Below are 18,040 nucleotides of genomic sequence, written 5' to 3' on the forward strand. Positions count from 1 at the left end.
CGCCGTCGCAACACGGCGCAGTACTTCCTGTATGTCGAACTGTTCATCTGCACTTTGCCCTTTGTGTGCGGAGGAAACAGTCGGACGTATGACACTTTTTCAGATTATGCTGGTCGGCACTCCTGCAAATCTAAATCGTATCCTGAAGAAACTGACAGCTCGTAAGTTCTTTTGTTTGGTGACTACCTTCTTCGAAGAAGGAAAAGAAAATTGAGCCCATAGATGTGATTGTGAGAGATTTCATAAACACAAATCTAACTGGCGACATAGTTCTTTTACACTTCTTTACAACTGAATGGGTAATCAAATAAATAATTTAGAGATCATTTTGCTCTTTTTCTGAGTATTTTGGTCTACTTTCGAAAAGAGTAAAGCGTCACTTGCCTGTATAACTTACTGTAATTTAAGACTTTGCATGCAGAATTTGTGATTACTGTGAAGGAGTGCTTCTGCAAAACAATGTTTGTACCCATTTACTTATGGGGTGTTAGTCTTACGAATTAGTGGATTGATGTATTTCCATTGTTTGATCATGCAGTGAATCTATAGCTTTTTTTGTTTGTTCGCACAATCTTTCTTTTTTGCAGAGTGTTTCGTTATAAGTCTCTAGAAATAAGGGGGTTATCTTGTTAGTGCCTACTTATGGGCAAGACTGTTGAATAAAAAAAGCTAATGATGTCTGTTGGCTGAGGTGGGAAAAGGTGAATGCAAAAAAATATCTCAGAGCAGTATCTGTGTATGAAAACAGCTTATTTAAGAAGATGATGCATTGTAAAAAATCATAAATGCGAGAAAAAAAGAGTGTAGTGCTATAAAAAATTACTTTTTCTTTTAAAAGTTACAGTCAAAAAAACGATGTAGAAAAAAAGTTTTGCTGATAAAAATATAAAAAAATGAGCGCAAAAATGCTTGTTAAAAATTGTTTGAGTCTAAAAAGAAAAAAAGCAAAAAGCAGTATGCGAACGAAATTTCCTCACAGTGGGTCGTTGGCAACGGTCAAAAAGATGTAAACAAGAAATGTATAAGATTTAATACATAGTGATAAATGTCACAATCTTACAAATATTATTAATAGTGCTGTATTTCAGTGTGTTACAATATTGATTTTCAAAGCAGGTAAAAAATGAAAACAGATAACTGTCTGAAAAATATCAATAATATAAAAAATAGTACTATAGAATTTGTATTATCGTACTAATATCGTGGGAAAAGTGTTGCTAACTCGGAAAACTATGTGATAGTTTTCACATGAAAGAAAAATTTACGTTTTCGAATAGAAATGCAAGGCACACCGCATTATCTTTCATATGTTCAGCGCCAAATTAAACATATGATCGAAAATTACAGCAATGAATTTGTATAATGTATGAAGCCGGACAGTGGGCCGGTAGAGAAGCCTGATCATGACATGAACATGATCAGGCTTTTTGCGTTTTTTACGTGGCTTGATTGGTCTGATGTGTGTCGGGGCTGATACCCTGAAGTGATGATGTGTTATCCGCGTAAGGTGCCGATGAGTTTGCTCAGTTCACTTGAGTTTGAGGCAAGGGCTTTGATCACTTTTTCAGATTCTCCCATGCCTTGTCCTGTTTCTGTAGCAACTTCATTGATGGCGGTAACGCTTGTGAGGATTGTTGACTGCTGGTCTGAATGGGTTCTGGAGAATTGGGCGATGCGTTCAATGTGATCACCCATTGATGTAGACAGAGATGTTATATCCTGAAGCGCCTCAGATGATGCCTCAACAAGTCTTGTGCTTTCAGCGACAGCTTCTACGGCAGCGTTCGTACTGCTTATGTTGTTTGTTATTTGTGTGCGGATAGTGTCGATACTTTTATTTACAGTGGTTGTAGCGTCCATAGTGCGTTCTGCCAGTTTGCGAACTTCGTCGGCTACAACCGCGAAACCTCGACCGGAATCTCCCGCCCGTGCTGCTTCAATCGCAGCGTTTAGCGCCAGTAAGTTTGTTTGATCTGCGATTTCACTGATGACACCTATTAAATCTCCAATGCCCGCAGTCTGTGATCCAAATTCGTGCATACTTTCTTTCAGTTCGCTGGAAAGGTTTTGTACCTTTTGCATGGCGGATGCTGTCTGTTCCATAACTCCTGCACCGTGCTCTGCTTTTGCTTTGGCGCTTTGGGCGTTCTTTACTGCGTCTTCAGCGAAGGACGCAGAGTGTTCAAGCACTGTGTTCATATCATCCACAATGTCTGTTGCTTCTTTAAGTTTTGAAATCTGCAAACGTGAACCAACACCAATCTGTTCAACCTGTCCTGATAGTGTGATGGCTTCTGTAGACACGTTTGAAGCTATGTTCTCCGCCTGTTCAGCAACCTCGAGCATTTTAGTGTGCTGGTGTTGGATTCGTTGTTCTTTGGTTCGTATGTCTGTGAGGTCGCTGGCAAGGACGATGGAGCCGATGAGTTGTTTGTCCATGTCATACAGCGGGGCGCAGTCGACACGTACAATACGCGTTATGTTAGCCGCAGTTGTCCAGTGTTGTTCAACATTGAGGATTGCTTGCTGCTCCCGGAGAACGTGTTGTGTGGATTCCTCACTATTCTCTAACAATGCTGCTGCAGGCTTACCTATAAAGAATGATGGCTCTTTTGCGGAATCGACAAGAGAAGTGAATTGTGTGTTGGCGAAGACAATTTTGTTCTCATTGTCGGTAATGATGCACGGGTGCGTGAGACCGGCAAGAATGCTTTCTGAGAAGCCGAGCTTTTCCTTCAGCTGATTGACCATGTGGAGCATTCCTGCTGCCAGTTCTGCTATTTCTCCGGTGAATTTGTAGTCGAGTCGGGCAGAGAGATTGCCGTCTGAAATTTCTTTTGCAAAGGTGAGAATACGTTGAAATGGTTTGACCAGTGATAGGTGAATCATACTGAAAGTTGCAATCAGTATAGTCAGTGTGCTGGCTATTCCGAGAATGAGGGTCGCATAGCGTAGTTCTTGTACAGCCGCGAATGCAATGGATGTGGGTAATTCGCTGATTATCGCCCATGTGTTCGATCCGAATTGAATGGGGGAGTGTGCTGTTGCGTATTCGTTTCCATCAAAGCTTTTGTCAATCAGAGTTCCGCTTTTTCCGGAAAGTGCGAGGGCTATAGCTTTTTGTGTGGCGCGCCCTGTGGACGGATTTGCAAATGAATTTTTTAGGCTATGAGTCTGTGGTGCGCGTGCAAGATCGGAGCGCATAAGATTGTCAGCTCCTACGAGGTAGGAATCACTTTTGCTCGAGCTGTCTTTATCATTAATAAGGACTGAGAGCTGATTGACTGGCAATCTCAGAACGGCAACGCCTAAGATTTCTTGTGTGTAGCTGTAAACAGGGGCTGTGATGAAGGCGGCGGGAGTGTTGTTGTCCTGTGCAAACGGGGCGATGTCAGTAAAGCAAACTTCCCCTTCCATTGCCCTTGCCCATGCGACTGAAAGTGGTGAACCACTGTGTGTTCCGTGCTGGAAGTCGCCGCCAAGTTCTTTTCCGCGTTTTACTGAAAAAATGATTCTTCCGTAATCGTCCATAAGTAAGGCATCTTCAAAGCCCATTTCTTCTACAAAAGGAAGGAATGACGGGGCAACATATTGATAGATGTTTTCGTACTCCTCATCCAGCTCCAGTGGCTCACCTTTTACGGCAGTGTATGTCGCGTCACGAAGCATGCCGATGGCGTTGTACACTTCTTTTACTTTGGAAAAGATGATTGCCTCCCGTTTCCACGTATCGAACAGCGCTTGAATGTGTCGGCGCTGCGCATCCTGTGTAGACCGGAGTTGGGAAAAGGAGCTTTCTTCAAGGCTGACTGCTGCGGTGTGCACACTGTATGTGCCCATAGCAAGCAACGGGAGGAGACCGATGCAAATACTGAAAAGAGTCAGTTTGGTGCGTAGCCGCATGGTGTAACAGTCCTTTTGTTAGTGTTATCAATGTGATGAGATTGATAGGTCACTAGCGTTACAGACTTGTTAAGGCGGAGTGAAGAACGTGCTTTTTGCGTTAGATATCGTGGTGCTAGGAAAAAAGGCAAAAAAAAGATCATACTTTCGTATGATCTTTTCCTAAGTGCATGGTGCCCAGGGGGAGACTCGAACTCCCACGGGCGTAGCCCACTACCCCCTCAAGATAGCGTGTCTACCAATTCCACCACCTGGGCACTTATTTGAACGTCGCTTGCGCGTTGTTCTGAGGGGTGCGCTAAGGTGTTGTTCCTCAGCGCGGAAATGTGTCTATGTGGATTGAGGGAGTTTGGCAAGCGTTTTTTGTATTTTTTTAAATAAAGTATCACGTAAAAAAGATATAATGGATGTAAGCCCCCTCAATTAGGTTAGTATGTACTTTGTTTCGTCCCTATGGTGCGAAACGTTGGGAGAGTAACACAACATACGAATCAGGAGATATTTCATGAAATTGGTACGAATTTTTCTGTTAACCGCTATGGTTATGACAATTGCAGCATCAGCATTTGCAATGAAGCAAGATATGATGATGAAGCACCCAATGATGAAAGATGGCATGATCATGATGAAGATGGCTCCTAATGGCTCAATGATGCCTATGATGATGAAAGACGGTGCAATGACACCTATGATGATGAAAGACGGCACGATGAAAGACATGAAAATGCCTATGATGATGTGCAAAGGCCACATGATGAAGATGCCTATGATGGCAAAAGACGGTATGATGATGCCGATGATGAAAGATATGAAAGACAAATCCATGATGATGAAAGACATGAACATGGAATGCATGATGATGCCAGTTATGATGGAAAACGGCATGATGATGATGGTTCCAATGATGATGAAAGATAATATGATGATGCCTATGATGATGAAAGACGGCATGATGATGCCTATGGAAAAACCAATGATGATGAACGGCGGGAAAATGAAATAGCCCTCCAGTTAGTCATCTTTTTTTATGTGAAGCACCCCGCACTCGCGGGGTGCTTTTTTTTGTCTGCACTACGGATGGAGCAGTGTACGGTGGAGAGAGGTAGGATGGAGCAATGTGCGGTGAAGAGAGGTCTCGCTATGAAGAAGTCTGAGTGAAGGCCGTGAGACGGATCTAGTTTGTAAATGCTCAGTAATTAAAATGAGTGTAATGTAACGATAATAGTATCGATAACTAGTAGCTTTACAACATGCAAAGTAATACTTATTTGAAAAAGACAGAGTTACTGGCTTGGATGTATTGAAATGATCTATGTTTGATGCAGAAATGATGTAAAAAAGAGTTAAATGCTGTAAAAATGAAACGTTTACATAGGGCAAAAAACGTCGTGTAACCGTTTTAACAAGCTTGAATAACGTATCATTTGCTTTGACAAAAAATAACTTGAGCAGAGCATCTGTCGCGGTAGTATGAAAAATAGAGGGTTTACCTAATTCGCTGTTGAGCAGAAGTAACTTGTGAATTGCTTCTGAAACATATTTTATGGGGCGTTTCTACCACCGCCAATCCGGTAGGAACTAAATACTAGGAGATGAGTGTGCAACGTTCAGAATCTATAGAAAAAATTGAAAGTCAGGATGTGTGGGATGTTCTTATCATCGGCGGTGGTGCAACTGGTCTTGGCACCGGTGTAGACGCAGCCTCCAGAGGATATTCAACTGTTTTGCTTGAATCTGCGGATTTTTGTCAGGCTACTTCCAGCCGCAGCACAAAACTTGTGCACGGCGGCGTACGGTATTTGCAACAGATGAACTTCTCATTAGTATATGATGCATTGCATGAACGCGGACGCATGCGCCGCAACGCACCGCATCTTGTGGACGATCAATCTTTTATCGTTCCGACATACAGCTGGTGGGAAACATTCTATTATGGAATCGGTCTGGTGATGTACGACCTTCTTTCAGGTCCGTTCAGTTTTGGTCGTTCCTACCCGATGGTTCGCAACAGTGCTTTCTACCATGTGCCGGGGTTAAACCCTGTGGGCGTAAAAGCTGGTGTCCGTTATCATGATGGACAGTTTGATGATGCCCGCTACGCAATGACTCTTGCGTTAAGTATGGAAGAGTTAGGTGGATCTCCTGTAAACCACATGCAAGTTCGTTCTCTTATTAAAGAGGATGGAAAAGTTCGTGGTGTTGTGGCTGTTGATTTGCTGACAGGTAAAGAGCATGAGATTTATGCACGATCAGTTGTTAACGCTACAGGCATTTTTACTGACGATATTCGACAGATGGATAATCCGTCTGCAAAGGCGATCCTTCAGCCTAGCCAAGGTATTCATCTTATGCTCGATAGAGCATTCTGCCCAGGCGATGCAGGTATTTTGATTCCTAAAACAGACGATGGTCGCGTTGTCTTTGTTCTTCCGTGGCATGACAAATTAATTATCGGAACAACGGATACAGAAGTTTCCGGCCCACAGATGGAGCCGAAAGCAACGAATGATGAAGTGGACTTCTTGCTTGAGCACGTGGGCCGTTTCCTTGCCCGTAAACCGCAGCGCAAAGATGTGCGTAGTGTGTTCAATGGTATCCGTCCTCTCATTAAAGCAGACGGCGCTGACGGAACGTCTGCATTGTCACGTGACCATTATCTTACCGTGTCTGATTCCGGTCTGGTGACCATTGCCGGTGGTAAATGGACTACCTACCGTAAAATGGCAGAAGATGTTGTGAACACATGCGCGAAAACTGCACATCTTCCAGAAGTGAAATGTCGTACCAGCAACATGCCGCTCCATGGTTGGACTCGTGACTTCGAAAAAGACGATCCGTTTCGTGCATACGGTAGTGACGTTCAATATTTGTATGAAATGATGGATGAAGACGAAACGCTTGTAGAATTGCTGCATCCTCGTCTTCCGTATCGTAAAGTTGAAGTTGTGTGGGCTGTGCGTTCTGAAATGGCACAAACCCTGTACGGGGTACTTGCATTGCGTACCCGTGCACTTCTTTTGGATGCCGCAGCAACCGTAGAGGCAGCTCCTGAAGTGGCACGCCTGATGGCTGTTGAACTTGGCCTTTCCGGAGAAGAGGCAACAACGTGGATTGATGCACAGCTTGCAGAATTCACTGAGGTTGCATCGCAATACATAGCTGGTAACTGCTGCGAATTGTAAGAATAAACACCACTCTAATAAAAACCCCCGTTTCCAATAGGAAACGGGGTTTTTTTAGTTCCGCAACCAACGAGTCACCGGTTGATTACGGAATACAGGAGTCACTACTGGGGGGGGCATGTCTAAACAACTAGATGTGCTTATTTTACGAGACTTGGCAGAATCGTCGCAAGCTAAGCACGGCAATAATGCTTAGTTATTAATTATGTTACTAGGTAGTAGTGTGTCTCTATTCAATTTGTTCTTATATACCCAAGCTGCGTTCTGGTAGTAGGAGATGGCTCGTTTCACGAGGCTGTCATCTTTTGTACCTTTTACAGTCTTAATAGCTGTTTCATTTTCAATGGTCTGAATCTCAATACTTTTCTTAGGTCCAAGAACCGCCATCCGTTTCCCGTCAAATAATCCAAGATACTGATAGTTACCGATAAAGGCTCTGCCTTCTTCTGGCTTCATCTGAGCAATATCTCTGCCGTAAAAGAACGACGAGTATGACCAGTTGAGCAAACCAAGAATTGTAGGGGCAACATCAATCTGACTCGATAGTGTGTCCACCAACTTCGGCTGTACAATTTTTGGTGCATACACCCACATTGGGATTCTATAGCGGCGGACAGGCAAGTTCTCACGTCCTGCGCTGCTTGCCTGATGGTCTGCAACAAACACGAAGATGGTGTTATCAAACCACGGCTTTTGTTTTGCTTTTTTAAGGAAGTCTCCAACTGCCCAGTCTGTGTATTGAATTGCACCGGTTCGACCGTCGCCAGAAGGAATAGCAACGCGGTTGTCAGGGTAGGTGTACGGACGATGGTTTGATGTTGTCATGACGTGGAGGAAGAATGGAGTCTTTGCGTTGAGAGCATCATTTGCTGTTTTGAGCACCTGATTGAACAGGTATTCATCCGCCATGCCCCACGCATTTTCAAATCCAATGGCTTCATCCGGTACTGACGATTGGTCAACAACTGTGTAGCCGTTGCCGCTGAAGAATTCATTCATGTTATCAAAATAGCCACGACCACCGTAAAGATAGTAACTGTCGTAGCCTTTTGATTCGAAGATTCGTCCTAAAGAAAGGTAGCCTTTTTCGTTACCGATTCTTTTAACAATAGAACGTCCGGGGGTAGGAGGAATTGAGAGCGTCAATGCTTCAAGCCCACGAGTTGTACGTGTGCCGGTTGCAAATAGCTGTGTATAGAATTGTCCCTCTGCGGCAAGAGCATTCAAATTTGGTGCAACTTCGTCTTTTGCACCGTAACGGGAGAGATACTTGGGCGTAAAACTTTCCAAGGTGACAAGAATTACATTGTACTTTTTTTCTTCGCCGAAACGCTGAATGGACCTAAATAGACTATGTTCGTTCTTGGACAAAAATTTGTCCGTAGTGTCTGCAAGGTCGGTGCGGACTGTACGGCTTGAGATGTCTTCGTCCAGAGAAGGATAGAACTGGTAGTAGTCGAGTTCATTGTTCTTGAAGGCTGATACGAACTGGTAGGGACCGTTCGCAGCAAGTTCTTTCTGATATGTGTTGTCTGAAAAATCTCGCATTTCGCTGGTAAGGAAGAGGCCACCAATTGCTGCAACAAGCAAGATACCTGCGTAAGGAATAAGGTTGGAGACAAAAGAGTTTCTTGCAGCAAGGATGCCTGTAAGTGATGATCGAAGGAAATAGGTTATTGCACCAGAAATGGCTGCGATAACAGGTAGGATAATAAATAGAGGGTATGACTCTATGATGTTGTCGATTACTTCTCTGCGGTAAATGAGATAGTCTACAGAGATAAAGTTGAAGCGAACATTGAACTCTTCCCAGAAGAAAAACTCTGATGTTGCTCCAAAAATTAGAATAAAAATTGTCAGAAAGAACGCGCCGTACAGGAACATCTTGTTTGGCTTGGAGTGCCATATGAAATTGGGAGTAAACGTGATGTACAGGCAGGGAAGAATAGTCGCGAATGCGAAAAAGCAAAGGTCGTAAAGAAAGCCGACGGAAAAAATTTGTAAGAATTCGACGAATGATGGTGATGCATCATTCCATGAAAAGAGTAGAAGTCCCAAACGCACGAGCGTCCATAGGGTGATAGCTATAATAAAGGTCAACAGAACCGCACGGAATCTGTGTGTGCCTTTGATGTTTTGTGTGTCCATCTATGTTTCCTCATAAAAACATTTTTTAATGCCATACGTACATTTGTGCATGTGGTGCTGACATATGAAATTTGTTTAGCAGGAAACGTGTCAATTTTTGGTTAACGATTAGATTGAAACTTGTAGGTAATAAGTTTGATGAACACCATCGTTGAGCATTGGGTGATAGAATACGTTCAAAATTCGTTAAAAATTTAAAAAAAGCATAAAAAAAGAGTTAGCTATGTAAGTAGCTAACTCTTTTTTTGAAGACTATTTAGTATCGTGTAATTATCTATGCAGCTTCGGAAACCGTGGCTGTTTGCAGCTCGTGGTATTTGTCGATCGCAACAAAGTAGTCTGGATCTTCGAGTACGTTTACAACACAGATTTTTTCAGCTTTTTCAATCAAGCGTACACAGTCTTTGCTTAAGTGCCAGAAGTATACTGTCTTACCTGCACGCTGGTACTGGGCAGCAAGCTTGTTGATAATTTCAATAGCGGACTGATCCATAATACGGGATTCTTCGAAATCGATAACAACTTCCTGTGGATCGTTTTTCACATCAAACTTGCTCATGAAGAGTGAGGTGGAACCAAAGAAAAGTGGTCCGTAGATCTGGTAGTGTTTGATACCGTGCTCATCGACAAATTTTCTTGCGCGAATACGAAGTGCGTTTTCCCATGCAAAGATAAGAGCGGAGATAACAACACCGCAGAGTACTGCGATTGCGAGATCATATTTTACGGTGAGGAAAGTCACTGTAATGATAACGACAACGTCCCATTTAGGAACTTTGTTCATAATCTTGAATGTGCTCCACGCAAAGGTCTTGATTACAACAATAAACATAACCCCTACGAGTGCTGCGATAGGTACAATTTCAATGTACTGGGAAGTGAAGAGGATGAAGAAAAGCAGCGCCATTGCAGCAGTGATACCGGAAAGACGACCGCGGCCGCCGGAGGTGATGTTAATGATGCTCTGACCGATCATGGCACAGCCACCCATGCCGCCGAAAAATCCGTTAGCAATGTTGGCAATGCCCTGCGCAACACATTCCTTATTGCCGCGACCATGTGTGTCAGTCAGTTCGTCAATAAGGTTAAGGGTCATGAGTGATTCAATAAGACCGATTGATGCAAGGATGCATGCATAAGGAGCAATGAATATTAACGTATCCAAAGTCAAAGGAACCTGAGGAATAGCAAAGGTTGGCAGACCTGCTTTAATGCCGGTGCCGCCGTTTGACTGAATGAAAGAAAGTACTGTCTGGGTATCAATGTTTGCAAGAGTAACCAGCAAGGATACTGAAATGATTGCGATGAGAGCGCCCGGAGCTTTTGACCAGAGTTTAGGTATGAACAACAGAATCGCCATGGTGAGAACAACAAGTCCGCACATGGTGAGCATTGCGTCGCCCTGCAGCATTTCGCCGCCAACTTTGAACATTTTGAGCTGGGATAGGAAGATTACAATGGCAAGGCCGTTTACGAAGCCCATCATAACGGAGCGTGGAACCATACGTATAAGCTTGCCGAGTCTGAATGTGCCTGCAAGAATCTGAAGAAGACCCACAAACAGCAGGGTAATGAACAGGTACTGTAAACCGGCATATGAACCCGGTGTGCCGAGCGCATTACCTTCTGCCACAAGGTGAACCATAACTACAGCCATTGCGCCGGTTGCACCGGAGATCATTCCCGGTCTACCACCAAGAATAGACGTGATAAGGCACATCATGAATGCACCGTACAGGCCGACAATCGGTGAGATTCCAGCGACAAAAGAAAAAGCTACAGCTTCTGGAACCAACGCTAACGCAACGGTGAGTCCTGAAAAAATGTCTGCCTGAATGCTCCCCTGAGAGCTTGGTACCATGGAGTGGTTAGATTCCATTAAAACTTCCTTTTTATATGAGGCTGAATCCAGACGTTTGTATCTGACCAGCATAGAGAGGCAGCCGTTGCCCGACTGAAAAAAACATAAGGATACATTGAGCAGATGTGCGGCGCACAATAAAAAAGACAAGACATAGCGTCTTGCCTGCATTGCGACTGAACGATTTGTATCTGTATAAAAAATAGCTGCCGATATGTATTGAGCATGTGCTCAATTTTAAGGCGGAAGGGAGAACTAAGGAAGATTCATTGGGAAGTCAATTGAATACCTTGAAATAGCAATCAATAATATTGAAGAAGAATGTAGGAAAATTTTAACTCGTGAACAGTCTCAATTGCCTGAACGTAAAAAGCGCTTTAGTTCAAGCAGTTGAGACTGTTTCCGAGAACGCCTAGCTAGCGCGAAGACATGCAGCTGGCAGGGGACCGTCTGTAGTCTCCTTTGCTGCACGTGTAACTCTGCAATCATTACGCAGAGCTTCCTCGGCAGTGGCGTAGATGTGGTCTGTACCGATCTTTTCTAACAAATGAGCCTTCTGCAATACGGCAAGAACCGTTTTGTTTGCAGAGCATATTGAAAATTCGATGTTCTTAGCCTGAACTTTTTCAATAATAAGCTCTAATGCTTCCGCACCGGAACAGTCTACGTCGTTGATGCCACCAGCAGAGAGAACAATGTGCTTAAGCGAATCATTCTCTGAAATCTTTTCCGTAACGATATCCTCTAAGAAACTTGCGTTGGCGAAAAAGAGCGGACCTTCAAACTGGATTACGGAGATGTTTTTACAGTTTTCGAGTCCCGTGAGGGTGGTATCCCGATGTGACGGAGTCTGAGAGCGGGAGAGAAAAGAAACATTCGGGCGCATACTTTTGTACAGGAACATACCTAACGAAAGCGCAACGCCGAGCATGATGCCTTTGTCCAAGTGTGGAGCGTAGGCGAGCGTTGTGATGAAGGAAATGACGGAGATAGCTCCATCGTACCACTTAATTTTCCATGCATGCACAAAGCTTGAGACGTTTAACAACCCGAATACTGCCATCATAATGATTGCCGCTAAAACTGCCTGCGGCAAATGATAGAGCAGTGGGGTACAGAACTGTAGTGTAAGCACAACCATAATGGAGGCGAATACACTGGACATGCCAGTTACGGCACCTGCTTGAAGATTGACTGCTGAACGGGAGAACGAGCCTGAAACCGGATAACTTCTGCCAAAGGCACCGATCATGTTGGCAAGTCCCTGCCCGATAAGTTCCTGATCCGGATCAATTCGCTGTCCTGTTTTCGCTGCCATGGCTTTCGCAATGGAAATAGCTTCCATAAAGCCGAGCAGAGAAATTATTACTGCGAACGGGATAAGGTGCAGTACGGCGGAAAGGTCGAATGTCGGAGCAGCAATAGTAGGGAGTCCAGATGGAATTGTTCCTACAACTGCACCGCCACCCATCATTGTAAGGGCTGTTGAGCTGACCTGTGTATTGCTTACACGCAGTCGCCATGTCCTGCCATCTGTATGCATGGCGGGCGGTGTTCCATTTTTAAGATAGAACGCCATGGTGCCGTCAGACTGCTCAACACCACTAAAGAGCATGTTACGAAGCGATGTACGAAGTTGATGGCTTTGGTCTTTTACGCCTGCCAGTCGCAATTCAATAGTGCTAAGTTCATGCTGAATGTTCAGCGCACGCAGAGATTCCCCCATCGCGTTTGCTGCTGAAAGTTCTTTGCTGAGTCCGGTTCGCTGCATTGCCAGCTTTTCAGCTGAAGCCAGAGTGCCGTTGAACACAGCTATGGTGCTCTGTACGCGGGAGGATTCGATAGACGATACAGGTATCGTTGCGTCATGGTTGAATCCGATTGCCCATGAGAGGCAAGTGGTAATAAGCACAGCAGCTAATACATTCGGTATCTTAGGAATAAACCGTTTGCATCCGATCATGATAGCAAACGCAAGTAGCCCCATAGCGAGTGTGGGTAAGTGCGTATAGTTAAATGCACCTTGTGCCACTCTAATAAGGGTCTCATAATGATGACTTGCTTTGTCTACGGATACGCCTGCCAGTTTAGACACCTGAGAGGTGGCAATAATGATAGCAGCAGCGTTGGTAAAGCCGTTGATAACCGGATGAGAGAGAAAGTTAACAACAAGACCGAGTCTCAATATACCAAGTAGAAACTGAAAACCGCCTACCATAAGAGCAAGGAGGATAGCGTAGGCGATGTAGCCTTCGCTTCCCATAGTGGCAAGAGGTTCAAGAGATGCTGCTGTCATTAAAGACACAACGGCGACAGGGCCAGTAGCCAACTGACGGCTGGAACCGAAGAGAGCAGCGATTAAAGGTGTAAGAAACGAAGCATAAAGCCCGTAGTACGCAGGGAGCCCTGCAAGCTGTGCGTATGCCATAGACTGAGGAATGAGAACTAAAGCTACAGTTAACCCCGCGATAGTATCCGACCGGAGTGTCTCCGTGTTGTAGTCCTTAATCCAGTTCATAAATGGGAAAAGATTGGCTAGCATTCCAAAAACTTTCCTTCAGCAAACTGCATTATTCTCTATCTTGACGAAAGTAAGTTACGCTGAGGTTCACAATCTGTTGATCATGCTAGAATAGTGCAGCAAGCAATCAAAGGTCGAGAAAGCATGTAAATCACATTTTCTAAATACGATTGTGAATAATTACTCAAGCGCCAGACTAAGAAGTACCACCATAAAACGGGGTTGAAAAGGGGTAAGTTAGTGGGTGCTAACATTGAAGAAAATGGATTTTTTCAAATTTTACTTTAAAAACAGTAAGATATAAATTTTTTTCATAAAATCCGTAAAAATATTTTGTGAATAAAATAACTAGATAGAAAAATGTTCGATTAATCAGTGGGTTTAGATGGTTGTAACTTTTTTTGTAAAAGGGAAGGGCAAAAGTAACAGGAGCAGTGGATTACCGTGGAGAGGGGTTGGGGCTTAAGATACTTTTTTGCAGAAAGTTAGTAAGGAGAGTGGGGTAAAGGCTGGTTGACGGTAGGAATAATTCGTTGTTATTGGCGAATTGGAGGGCTTATGGACTTGTCTATCGCTCAATTAAGCTACGCAGTTTGCGTGTTGTTGTTGGCCTCGATTGTTCGCGGACTAACAGGCTTTGGTTTTTCCGCAATAATTGTAACAGGCTTAAGCCTTGTTGTGGCACCGGCTCAAACTGTTATGCTTGCATTGTTTCTTGAGATTATTGCAAGTGTGCGCATGTTACCGTCGACATGGAAAAATATTAACTATAAATTGCTTGCGGCATTATGCGTGGGCACTGCTGTTGGAACCCCTGTAGGGGTTAGTTTGCTTGTGCTTTTGTCGCCGGATGTTATTCGCCTGATCATCTCTTGTACTGTATTGATCTTTGCCGTTTTGATATGGCGTGGTTTTAAGTACACAGGTAAACGTAATGTTGGCGTTGATTGCTTTGTGGGGTTGGTCTCTGGAGTCTGTAACGGCGCAGCTGCACTGGGTGGTTTGCCTATTGTGACTTTCCTGCTTTCAACAGAGGCGGCAGTAGTTGCAACCCGGGCAACGTTGATTGCGGTGTTTTTCTGCACAGATGTATATGCATTGCTTGTGGCTGGCGGACATGGAATTATCACATCCCAAACATTAGTGAACGTGGCGTGTTCAATACCGTTATTGCTTATTGGTGTTGCGGTAGGACAAAAGTTGTTTTCTGTAGCGTCACCAGCAGTGTTTAAAAAAGTCGCAGTGTTTTTGCTGATAGGGCTTTCGTGTGTAGGTTTGATTAAATCATGTATTACATTTCTCTAACTGATTTTTTTGATTTAATTGGGTAAATATTAAGGTTGGATGTGGCTCGTATGTGTATGCGAGCCTTTTTTTATGTCTTGTGAGTAGAGGAAAAAAGGCAAAAAAAAAGATCATACTTTCGTATGATCTTTTCCTAAGTGCATGGTGCCCAGGGGGAGACTCGAACTCCCACGGGCGTAGCCCACTACCCCCTCAAGATAGCGTGTCTACCAATTCCACCACCTGGGCACTTATTTGAACGTCGCTTGCGCGTTGTTCTGAGGGGTGCGTTAAAGTTTTTCCCTTAACGCGGAAAAAGTAATTATGTGTATTACGAGCATTTGGCAAGTGTTTTTTCGAAAAAAATGCAGAAAAAAGACGTTCAACATGTGGCTGTGTATGCCTTTTTTCCCCATCTGAAATATAACATACAAGATTTACAGTTTTTTTTGGATAGAGTCTTTGCAAGTTCTCAATGCAAAAAAGAGCAACCTGCAAGAGAATGAAGAATGTGGAGTAGTTGCCGAATGTGATTTTTGTTCACTGGTTGCTAAAAGCAGCACTTTGAAGGCGTTGTGTGTTTGAGGTGAAATAAAAACAGGAAAGGGCATGGCTGGATTAGGACAACACAGGCTTGAGTATAAGACTCTTGGCCCATTTGTGACCCACGTAAAGTTGCACCATAAAGATGGTAGCAATGAATATACGGCGAGGCCGGTGCGGAAAGGTGTGCGATGGATACAGCCAATGCAGTTGAGTAAAGAGGATCAAGCCAAATATGTAGTCTGTGCTAAGCAGATTAACTATTGGGTGGCGGTGTTGTTTATGATTGGAGCTTCGTTGTTTTCTCTACCCGGCTTTCTTCCTGAGTCATGCTCTGCATCATTCAACATAATATTCTTTTGCGGCTCACTTTTCTTCACATCAGCCGCATATTTACAGCTTGTTGAGTCGATCAACAAAGATATTACAAATCCAGACTTGTTCCGGACTCAGCGATGCCACTGGATTCGAATGGCATGGCGACCGAAAAATCTGGGATACTTGTCATCCATTGTGCAGTTTGTGGGTACGTTGTTCTTCAATGTTAACTGTGCGTCGGCGTTGCTTGCAGTAACTCCATTGCAAATGAACATCGCCATATGGATTCCCGGAATGCTGGGTAGTATCTGTTTTTTAGTATCTTGTCTTTTTGCGTGGTTGGAAATCTATCGAGATCCTTCCATAAAAGCATTTCGATCGGAAGAGTGGTGGATTGTGTGGGTGAATATAGCCGGATCAATTGCATTTCAAATTTCCAGCACGGTAGCATTTTATTTGCCGCAAACTGGAGATGTGTTTGCTCCGGTAATGGCAAGTGAGTACCTGACGTTCGGCGGCGTTTGTTTCTTTATCGGAGCATTGTTGCTGCGTGTTGAAGATATGTCAGACACGTGCAAATTTATCGGAGGGGAGTATGTAGCGGCCTCGGCATAATGATATTTTGCTAGAAAATGTGATGCCGTTATGTGTTTTTAGAAGAGCTCTTACTAGGGGGCATTATATAATGATAGAAGCAGAGCTTTCGATGGAATGTGTATAAGTTGTGTGATGTAAGTGTTGGAAAATAGAAGCAGGAGGGCAGAGCGTATTGGCTTTGCCCTCCTGCTTTTTACTTATTTCTGTGCTGCTACGATGGATACTTCAATAAGAAGTTCTGGGCGAGCAAGACGAGCTTCCACACAGGCGCGTGCTGGAGCATGGCCTTCTGGAACCCAAGCATCCCAAACTTCGTTCATCTGAGCGAAATCTTTCATGTCACGAATGTACAGAGTTGCGGAAAGCATGTGCTCAAGGTCACTGCCAGCTTCTGCTAACAGAGCTTCAACTTTAGCGAGCATGGTTTTTGTCTGCTCTTTAATGTCTTTAGTTGCGTCTTCAGCAACCTGACCAGCAAGGTAAACAACGCCGTTGTTGATAACGATTTTGCTCATGCGGGTGCCGATTTCCATACGTTTGATATCGCTCATTGTGCGTTCCTTTCTACTGCCACCATGTTTGCTGGCATTTTAATGATGCTTACAAGAAAAAGAGGCGAGGTTGCTTTGGAAATATCCAAGGACTGCCATCTGGTTGCCTCGTATGTAGTTTTGTCAGAATCATTCCACACTTGATTCGTGGGGGTCGCATGCGGAACGCCGCACAGGTTTAGGCAACCAGTTCGAATCTGCTTCTCCCGTTACAAGAAGTTGGTCAGATGATGTGTGGAAGCCTATCCGTCTGCGGACGCTGTTTGATTCCTTCATGATTGAAAAGAAGTCAACAACTGATTTTTCATTTTTGGATACTTTTAGCCGGTAACTAATTGTGATTGTTACTATGCTGGCACGTCGTGGGTTGTAAGCTTGAATGTATGAAGGAAAAATAGTTGTCGTAAAGCTTGTTGCGTCTTGGGTGGATAGAAAGAAAGAGATGAGGTGTGGTGCAGGTTGGGTGGTGAAAGAGGGGAGGGGCAAAAAAAAAGCACAAAAAAAAGGCCCACCAAAAGGTGGGCTCTGAGCGTCGAACTAAAATTGCTTAGTAGCGAGGGCGACGTTCACGAGGCTGAGCTTCGTTTACACGAAGGTCACGGCCCTGGAAGCTAGTGCCGTTAAGGCCTTCAATAGCCTGAGTCGCGCCGTTAGCATCCATTTCCACGAAGCCGAAGCCACGGGAACGACCGGTTTCACGATCTTCGATTACACGAGCAGATTCAACTTCGCCGAAATCAGCAAAAATGTTACGAAGGTCTTCGTCAGTACAGCCCCAGGAAAGGTTGCCAACATAAATATTCTTATTCAAAACAAAAACTCCAACAGAAATAATTATCTCCCCACCACAAAGCAAGCTTTGTCTGGGGCGTGTGTGCTGCACCCCCAAAAGGGAATCCGAAGCACGATGTAAATACGATTGAGGAACACTATATGCGATGGAGGGGTTGGTCAATCGTTTAATTCATTTTTTTTGCTTTTTATTTCGAAAAAAATAACGCTAACAAAAAATAATGAAAACAAGACTAACAGACTGTTTTGATTGTGAAAAAAAACATTTTTGCTATCATGTGTTTTCTTCAAGAATGTAAAACAAAAAAGTGATGTATGCGGTTACAAATGAACGTTGCTT

Annotated in this window: 10 protein-coding genes and 2 tRNA genes; 4 read left to right on the plus strand and 8 right to left on the minus strand. The window is 43.9% G+C overall.

What is annotated here, in order from left to right; genetic code table 11:
- Positions 1-1,494: 1,494 nt before the first annotated feature.
- The gene (locus MKHDV_RS11605) at positions 1,495-3,903 is read right to left on the minus strand and encodes a methyl-accepting chemotaxis protein (RefSeq protein WP_160715464.1); all 2,409 of its coding nucleotides are present in this window, start codon (positions 3,901-3,903) and stop codon (positions 1,495-1,497) included.
- Between the two features lie 171 nt (positions 3,904-4,074).
- Positions 4,075-4,160 (minus strand) — tRNA-Leu (locus tag MKHDV_RS11610).
- A gap of 248 nt (positions 4,161-4,408) precedes the next feature.
- On the opposite strand from MKHDV_RS11610, the gene MKHDV_RS11615 reads away from it, so the two are divergent.
- Positions 4,409-4,906 (plus strand): hypothetical protein, encoded by a 498-nt coding sequence (locus MKHDV_RS11615; protein ID WP_160715466.1) that lies wholly within the window; start codon positions 4,409-4,411, stop codon positions 4,904-4,906.
- Between the two features lie 589 nt (positions 4,907-5,495).
- Complete coding sequence (locus MKHDV_RS11620) at positions 5,496-7,085, plus strand: glycerol-3-phosphate dehydrogenase/oxidase (protein ID WP_254060465.1); 1,590 nt, start codon at positions 5,496-5,498, stop codon at positions 7,083-7,085.
- A 192-nt stretch (positions 7,086-7,277) separates the two neighbouring features.
- Here MKHDV_RS11620 and MKHDV_RS11625 read toward each other — a convergent pair whose 3' ends face one another.
- From MKHDV_RS11625 to MKHDV_RS11635, 3 genes are all read right to left on the minus strand, one after another.
- Positions 7,278-9,233: an LTA synthase family protein gene (locus MKHDV_RS11625; protein WP_160715470.1), complete on the minus strand. Its 1,956-nt coding sequence runs from the start codon at positions 9,231-9,233 to the stop codon at positions 7,278-7,280.
- 274 nt (positions 9,234-9,507) lie between these two features.
- On the minus strand, positions 9,508-11,112 hold the full coding sequence (locus MKHDV_RS11630) for a SulP family inorganic anion transporter (RefSeq protein WP_160715472.1): 1,605 nt from the start codon (positions 11,110-11,112) through the stop codon (positions 9,508-9,510).
- A gap of 394 nt (positions 11,113-11,506) precedes the next feature.
- Entirely contained in the window at positions 11,507-13,636 is a 2,130-nt protein-coding gene (locus tag MKHDV_RS11635; protein WP_160715474.1) for a SulP family inorganic anion transporter, read from the minus strand.
- A gap of 537 nt (positions 13,637-14,173) precedes the next feature.
- On the opposite strand from MKHDV_RS11635, the gene MKHDV_RS11640 reads away from it, so the two are divergent.
- The gene (locus tag MKHDV_RS11640; protein WP_160715476.1) at positions 14,174-14,920 is read left to right on the plus strand and encodes a sulfite exporter TauE/SafE family protein; all 747 of its coding nucleotides are present in this window, start codon (positions 14,174-14,176) and stop codon (positions 14,918-14,920) included.
- Positions 14,921-15,062: 142 nt separating this feature from the next.
- Here the strand turns inward: MKHDV_RS11640 and MKHDV_RS11645 are convergent.
- Positions 15,063-15,148, minus strand: a tRNA-Leu gene (locus MKHDV_RS11645).
- Between the two features lie 360 nt (positions 15,149-15,508).
- Between MKHDV_RS11645 and MKHDV_RS11650 the strand changes: the two genes are divergently transcribed.
- Complete coding sequence (locus MKHDV_RS11650) at positions 15,509-16,375, plus strand: hypothetical protein (protein ID WP_160715478.1); 867 nt, start codon at positions 15,509-15,511, stop codon at positions 16,373-16,375.
- Positions 16,376-16,554: 179 nt separating this feature from the next.
- Here the strand turns inward: MKHDV_RS11650 and MKHDV_RS11655 are convergent, their stop codons facing one another.
- Positions 16,555-16,908 carry a RidA family protein gene (locus MKHDV_RS11655; RefSeq protein WP_160715480.1) on the minus strand — a complete coding sequence of 118 codons (354 nt, stop codon included), beginning with the start codon at positions 16,906-16,908 and terminating at the stop codon, positions 16,555-16,557.
- 547 nt (positions 16,909-17,455) lie between these two features.
- The gene (locus tag MKHDV_RS11660) at positions 17,456-17,719 is read right to left on the minus strand and encodes an RNA-binding protein (RefSeq protein WP_160715482.1); all 264 of its coding nucleotides are present in this window, start codon (positions 17,717-17,719) and stop codon (positions 17,456-17,458) included.
- Positions 17,720-18,040: the final 321 nt, after the last annotated feature.

It is taken from the genome of Halodesulfovibrio sp. MK-HDV, from assembly GCF_009914765.1.
Classification (GTDB): domain Bacteria; phylum Desulfobacterota; class Desulfovibrionia; order Desulfovibrionales; family Desulfovibrionaceae; genus Halodesulfovibrio.

Excerpts from the sequence above, each read along its gene's own strand:
- MKHDV_RS11605 (WP_160715464.1), bottom strand. The coding sequence starts at position 3,903 with ATGCGGCTACGCACCAAACTGACTCTTTTCAGTATTTGCATCGGTCTC.
- MKHDV_RS11630 (WP_160715472.1), bottom strand. The coding sequence starts at position 11,112 with ATGGAATCTAACCACTCCATGGTACCAAGCTCTCAGGGGAGCATTCAG.
- MKHDV_RS11655 (WP_160715480.1), bottom strand. The coding sequence starts at position 16,908 with ATGAGCGATATCAAACGTATGGAAATCGGCACCCGCATGAGCAAAATC.
- MKHDV_RS11625 (WP_160715470.1), bottom strand. The coding sequence starts at position 9,233 with ATGGACACACAAAACATCAAAGGCACACACAGATTCCGTGCGGTTCTG.
- MKHDV_RS11620 (WP_254060465.1), top strand. The coding sequence starts at position 5,496 with ATGAGTGTGCAACGTTCAGAATCTATAGAAAAAATTGAAAGTCAGGAT.
- MKHDV_RS11615 (WP_160715466.1), top strand. The coding sequence starts at position 4,409 with ATGAAATTGGTACGAATTTTTCTGTTAACCGCTATGGTTATGACAATT.
- MKHDV_RS11650 (WP_160715478.1), top strand. The coding sequence starts at position 15,509 with ATGGCTGGATTAGGACAACACAGGCTTGAGTATAAGACTCTTGGCCCA.
- MKHDV_RS11640 (WP_160715476.1), top strand. The coding sequence starts at position 14,174 with ATGGACTTGTCTATCGCTCAATTAAGCTACGCAGTTTGCGTGTTGTTG.
- MKHDV_RS11635 (WP_160715474.1), bottom strand. The coding sequence starts at position 13,636 with ATGCTAGCCAATCTTTTCCCATTTATGAACTGGATTAAGGACTACAAC.